Here is a 7,098-nt window from a genome sequence, read left to right as displayed (position 1 = left end):
CCGTCGCGGGGTCGGCACTGTCGTAATTGAACAGATAGCTGTAGCTGCTGTCGTTGCCGATGTTGAGGAGCGCGTTGTCGAGCGTCTGGCTCCCCTGCGCATTCAAGGAACTGCTGATGCCCGTCAGGTCAATCGTGCCGGGCCCGGTGCCGTTCACCCCGGCCATGGTCAGCCCGTTCGTCACGTACACGTACGAGCCGTTCGCCGACAGATCCATCGTGCCGTCGTAGGTCACCCCGGACAGCGTGCCGCCCGATATAATAATCGCGCCCCCGTCGCTTACGATTATGGCCCCTTGGATCGTACCGCCGCTGTCGAGTCGAAGCGAACCGTTTACGACGTCCAGCTTACCATTGACCGTCAGCACACCGCCGCTGATCGTCAATGTATCGCCAGCCTGGATCGAGATGCCCGCGACGGTATCGCTCCCGCTCGCAAACGTGACGGTCGGGCCGCCTATAAGACCGATGAGAACACTGTCCGAGCTTACGGGTAGCTGGCCGGTGCTCCAGTTCGATGCGGTCGACCACGCCCCACCCGTCGGATTGGCCCAATCGATGGTGAATGGTTCGATCGTGAAATCGGCCGTTAACAGCGCCGAGCCCATTGCGTTGCCGGCGCGATCGGTAATCTGCGAGGCATCTATCTGTAACTTGTACTGCCCGAGCGGCAGGGTGTTGTATGTCACTTGGACCGAACGATCGCCGGCTCGCGTCTGGATCGAGAGCGGACTGATCGTCACGCCACCTGGACCGATTAATCGAAATGCTGACGCGGTTGCGGTAGCAGGATCAAGTGCTTCCGAGAAACTAAAGGTGCATGCCCGGAACGATTGGCCGACGACCATTCCTTCCGAGATATTCTGACTGATCAGCTGAGGTGGAATAATATCCGGAACTAGTTGAATCTGAATGGGATCCGACGTGATAGTGTTGCCTCCGGTATCGGTTGCACGCACGTTTAGCGTGACCTGATCAGACCCATTGGCTGCGATTGTCGGCAAATTCGTGCTGATATCCCACGGATACTGAACGTCATTGGTGACGACTTGCCCGTTGAGCATGAGCTGTACGTTGCTAACCTGAACATCGTCAGTGACCTTGGCGCCCAACTGCACGGCCTGGCCTTCTTGGACCTGAATTCCCGGCGTGTTCGCGTCGAGATCGGTCGGCAGCTTCGTAACCGCAATTGCTGGAGCAACGCCTGATGTATCAAAGCTCCTGTAATTGACCACCTGTAGGCCACTAGTGCCGTCCGCGACGAACGCGACGCCGTCACCGATAGCGACGCCTTGGGGCGTTGCCGGCAATGTGTATCGTGTGATGAACTGTCCGGTGTTCGTTGGGTCGCTCGTGTTGACGACATCGAGCACATTGCCACCGAACGCGCCGCCGGGATTACCAACCAAAACACCGAGCCCAGAGCCGTTGAGGGCAATGGCAGTTCCAGCGATGTTGTTCGCATCGCGCGTTTCAATAAGCATTGGTGCGGCAGGATTACTCACATCAATAGTGATATAGCCACCATTGAAGCCGTCAGCAGCGGCGGCATAAACTACACCATCGGCGGCGAACAACTTCCCGGCGCCAAATGGCAGCGACACCGCCCCGTCCTTCACCATCAAGCCCGAGGAAATATCGACTGTGGTCAGCACCCGGTTAGCGTCCATGACATAGAGCGTAGAACCATCGCGCGCGAGACCAGTGATGTTGGCGCCCGAGATAGTGACCTTCTGTAACATTTCGCCGGTCGCGAGATCGATCGCGTCGAGGGAGGCACCGTCATTGACGTACGCAACACCTTCGAAAACCTGCACCGCGGAGGCGTCAATCGCAACGACTCTGACCAAGTTTGGATTCGAAGACTCCGACACGTCTACGATCTGAAGCCCGCCGACTCCGGTCGCAACTGCGGCAAGTTTCAAGTTAGCATCAACTCCGACATCTGTGGCCGTGCCGGCAAGGTCAATTTGACTCAACACCTTCGGCGACTGGAAACTCGTCGCGTCAACGATGGCTAAGCCGTAATCGCCGGTTGCGATATAGGCCGTCTGCTGTCCCGGTGCTGAGGTTGAGCCGACAATAGAAATTGACCGTGCACTACCCTGCAGTGACAGGGAGGCGACAACACCCGTGGCGCCCGCGAGAGCAGCATTGCCGGACAATCCCTGCCGTATTGCGCTAGCATCCGTTATCCCAGGCACCAGGTTGTCTGGCTTATTTGGGTCGACTCCAATGATGAACGCCGCGAGCGACGTCAGGCCGTCAGCCATGACCGGCTCGTCGTTGTTCTGATATGCCAAATAAGGAAGCTCAGTTGGGAAGCCAGAAGGCGCTGTTATCCCGGTATAGGTTGCAACCTTGTCGCGATCGACATCAAACACACTCAAAGTGAATTTCGTACTCGGCGCGAGGACCACGCTTAAATTCCCATCCGCATCCACTTTCCCTCTGGTGATTGTGCCGTCCTCAAGGGCAAAAGCGTAATACGCGTTCTGAGGGAGGCCAGCTGCGAACTGCTGCAAACCTCCGGCAGCATCGTTCAGCTTGTTAAAAGCTGGAAGGGCGTCGGTTCTGAAGCTAGAGGCGAGAGTATTCAAACTCTGATCTGTAGCGTCAAACGAAGCGTTGACACCAGATAAGGTATCCAAGAAATCGGCATAAGCAGCTGCTAGCTCGTCTGGGCTTGGAAGTGCGGCGGCCGCGGTGACCAACGCGTGAGGGGCAATAGACGGTGGCGGCTGTGAGATGCCGCTAAGTCCGTCTTTTATCATATTCAGAAAGTTGCCGACTTGCTTGCACAACAGAGTTAAACCCGCCTGCAAGACCTTGCTCTCTTCCTTCTCTATGCTGTTTTCGAGCGCATTGATCCCATCAACGAAGACCTGCGCACTATCTAGAATCACCTTTATGGCCGCATAGAACGACTTATCAGACTGCGAGCTGCAGGTGTCCGCCTGATACGCGGAAAGAATTTGCTTGCATGCATCGATGACGGAGTTGGCACACGTCGCAATCACCTGCACATGCGTCATTTCGCTCGTGAGGCTTACAAAGAGGTCTGCGGCCTGCTTGCTCACTTGGTCGCACTGGCTCTGTAGTAGTGTTGCTGCGTCCAGGGTGGCCTGCGTGTAGTTGCCAGCACTTACATCGTCGTACAGAGATTTGAAATTTTTTCCCAGAGAAACAACCGTGTTTAGTAGAGTTGCTGCGTTACTCAAGAGCTTAGCAATTTGCGCATAATCACCGCCGCTAAGAACCGCGGCGGTACAGCTTGCAAGATCCTTCGCAAGTGCGACAAGGATAGCGTAATTGTTGAAATTGTCTGTTGGAGTCGAACATGGCGGAGGCGGCGGACACGGGGGCGGAGGTTGCGTTTGGCTCCCTGGCCCCACCATGCCATGCCAGCCAGGCATAGTAATTCCCGATCCTGGATCACTGGTGACCGTTAGCCCATCGACTGAGGCGGTTGCAGTACCATCGATGACGAGGCGACCAGTCGTATGATCGAACGAGAGGAAGTATGTCTTCTCGCCTGGGGCAAGGCCGAAGACGTTCGGCATGGTAAGCTGGGCGGGCGTTGAGAAGGCGACGCTATCGGGCGCCTGGATGGTGATGTCAAACGTGTGCTGCATCAGTCCCGACGGCAGCATATCTGCGACGATGGAGGGCGGGACGAGATTGATGCCGACCTGCGCGTTGGAGACAGGCTTACCGTCGGCACCGAGAAGGCTGCCCGGCTGCACGGTGAGAGTGAGCTGGCTGAGCTGTTGCGACGTGAGTGGGATGGTTGCGACGGAGCCTGAGTCTGCCGGCGGCGTGACGACTGTGGCCTCGGTATCGCTGACCGTCTGCAGGATGTCAGTGGGCAGCCTTGGCAGGTAGACCGAGGGATCGTTGGCGTTGGCGTTTTGTTTTGTTGTGTCCCCCATGCTTCCCATGATGGTGTTGACAACACCGGGCCTGATGTTGGTGTCCATCACCATCTCAGGGAAGTAGAATCCGCTTGGCGCATTAGTCGTGGTCCGTCCATCGAAGGCAACTTTGACGTCTCCGGTTGGAACGTTCGTCAACGTGAAGTTGCCCTGCGCATCGGTGTAGACGGCCTCGCTCTCGTGGCCGAGGATATAGACCTTCACATGGGCAAGCGGGTTGAGATAGACGTCGTCCGCCGTGTGCAGGATCTGATCCGGACCCGCACGCACGTCGTCAAACGTCATTGGCTGCAGGTCGGGACCGGGATCAAACACCCGTCCCTGGATGGTCGTGCCGGGAACGACGGCCGTGTTTACGGTGGTGAAAGTTTCCGCCAACACGCCGCCCGGCGCGCCATCGGCATCGGCATCGAGCGCCTGACCACTTGCATCTTTGATCTGGCTACCATCGACATGCAGCGTGATGGTGGAGGCGCCAGGAAGCGGGTTGGTGAAGAACAGCCACGCCGCGGCGCCGTCAGCCGTCGGCACAATGGTGGCGGGGACCCTGGCGCCGGTCGTGTCGGTTGCGTAGATGCTTGCGCTGGTTAGCGTCGATACGTCGACCGCCCGTGAGAACGTCACCTTGGGCCGATATGTCACGCCGACATCCCCTGCCCCGCTCATCGGCGTGACATCGGTGATGGTCAGCGGGATCGGCTGCGGTAAAGTGACGTTCAGCGTCTGGGTCTTGATGTTACCAGCGGCATCTGTGGCTGCGAGCGTCAGCGTATGCGCGCCTGCGCCCAGCTTGGAGAGGTCAAGCGCAGTATCGAATGCGCCGGTGGAGCTGTTGAAGCCGACCGGAATGGCCGTGCCATTTTCGAACTCGTAACTGAGTGCCGCCAGTCCAGATCCGGTCGGATCCGCCGTGCCGGCCAAATGAGAGGATACATCGAGCGTACCGCCGCTCTGCACGCTTTGATCCGACAGCGTGATCAGTGGCGCCTTGGTGTCCAGCGTGAAGCCGAGCGTCTTTGGCGTAGTGGCATTGCCTGTCGCGTCAATCGCAACCAGTGCCACGGAATGAGCTCCGTCGGCCGTGCCATCGGTGGTCAAGACGGTGGACAGCGCAAAGCTTCCGTCCGCGCCGACTGAAACATCGACCGGAGTGCCGCCATCGATGCTGGCCTCCAGCGCTGCGACGCCAGACAGATTGTCCGTGATGTGCCCAGTCAGAATCGGGGACTGCTTGCTGACCAATCCCGTTGTCTGATCGAGCAGGACCTTAGGCGGCGTTGTGTCTTGGGAGAGATCAAAGGTCTTGAGCACCCAATTGCCGACTTCTGTCCCGGTCGTCTGGCCCGCCTGGTTGGAGAACTCAAAATGGATGCCGCCATATATGCGACTCTCTCCGGCCTCCTGAGCCGCCTGTTCGAAGCTGGTGAAGCTGCGGGTGACGCCCAACAGACTGGTCGAGGTTGTTCTGAACGCGTAGTTGTCGCCGAAGAAGGCGGTCAAAATAGTGGCGGCAGCAGCGCTGTAGGTTGAATGGCCGGAGACATATTCCGGGAAGGCTGGATCTAGAATCAGAGGGCGCCAATTCGGATCTTGGGTAATTCCGGGATTACCGATGCTGTCTGCGCTCTCGATTGCGGTGTCGGGCCGCCAGGCATTGTAGGTGTATTTCGCGTTCCAGGCAGCGATGCCGGCATCGGCCTCGGCGACATTGAGTTCGGCGAACAGAAGCGCATCTTGTGCAAGGCTGTCGCCTTGCTGCTGCGAAACCTCTTCGGCGATCTCGTTCCACGCGCCGGCCGGCGTATAGGTGCCCGCGCCATCGGCCCAGAAGCGCGCGATCTGGGTCTGATCTGCGGTGCGCGTCGTGCTCGTTGCGCTGCCCAGCGACTTGGTCTCGTTCACCGCATCTGCATAGGCCTGACTGGTCATATCCGGCGGTGGCCCGGGCAAGAACTGGCTTGAACCGGTCATCGCAAAAGGCTCGAGATTAGCCCATTGTGGCAATAGCGCCGTCGCGTACATCGGTGCCGTCGGGCGCCACTGACCGACCCCTGTGCTGCCCTCATCGGTGACATAGGCGTCCCAGCCGTCATGCGCGCGCACTACGATGACTTGGGAAGCAACGGCTTCGCCCAAGGCGATGCCATTGGTCTTGGCGGCGCTGTCTGGGATGGCGGAGAGAGCCAATGCAAACTGTGCATCAAGCGACGCGGCCTGCGCCGGGTACAAATATGTAAGGATCTTGTGAGCTGCGGCGGCAACGGCGGCGTCCGCAGAGGTCTCCGGTACCGCCTGCATGTTCACCAGGTAGCCCGGAGTGCCGTTGATCGCGTTGACGGTATCGAGCACCGCAAGGCTTTCTATCGCCAGATTGCGGGATGAGACCGGCGGCGCCGAGGCATCCAAACGGATCGCCTCTAGCGTCACGTGGTTCCATTTGACAACGGCGTTGCCACCAGCCGTAGTCGCAAGCTTCTCAACCGAGAGCGAATACGTGCTGCTGTTGCCCGCCACATCGGTTGCCCGTATTGTGAGACCGTTGCTTCCGTCAGACAGGCTGACGCCGGCAAACTGGAAGGTGCCAGTGTTGCTCGCGACGGTTGACACTCCCGTCGAGAGCAGCGTGATGGCAGCATTTGGATCCGTGTTGCCGACGAGGGTGGCGTGGCCGGACTGTGTCTGGTGATCGGCGGGGTTTCCGATTTGATCGGTCGCAGCAAGATCGAAGACAGGAGCCGACGGTGGCGTGGAGTCGAATGTGAAGGAGACTTCAACGCTAGCAGTGTTGCCAGCACTATCGGCTGCGGTTAGATGGAGCGTATGCGCGCCGTCGGCCAAGGCGCCGCCGGCCAGAATGTTGAGCTGCGCGGACCCAAGTTGAAAGGTCCCATCTGGTTGCACGAGCGACGAAAAACTTACGAAATTTGCGCTGGATGTGCCATCCAGGCCGCCGCGGAGATCCGTCACTCCGGCAAGATCGGTCACCTTGCCAGAGATGGTCGGGTCGTTCGTGATACCGTCCGACGCGCTTATCCCCGAATCGTGAAGGAGCGCCACGGTCAGACTCAGCTGACCGTTTGACGGGGTGATGTCGAGCGTGGCGCTGCCCGCCACAGGAGCTGCGATCCCGTCCGTCACCCGATAGCTGAAGCCCACCGAGCTGT

1 protein-coding gene is annotated in these 7,098 nt (G+C 58.9%); it reads right to left on the bottom strand.

Translation table 11 applies throughout. The features are described from left to right. Nucleotides 1-7,098 (bottom strand): Ig-like domain-containing protein (locus WN73_RS12380; RefSeq protein ID WP_271552981.1); only part of this gene is annotated, 7,098 nt, incomplete at both ends.

It is taken from the genome of Bradyrhizobium sp. CCBAU 45394 (genome assembly GCF_028128655.1).
Lineage (GTDB): Bacteria > Pseudomonadota > Alphaproteobacteria > Rhizobiales > Xanthobacteraceae > Bradyrhizobium > Bradyrhizobium diazoefficiens.
This window is presented reverse-complemented; position numbering and strand designations above follow the sequence as displayed.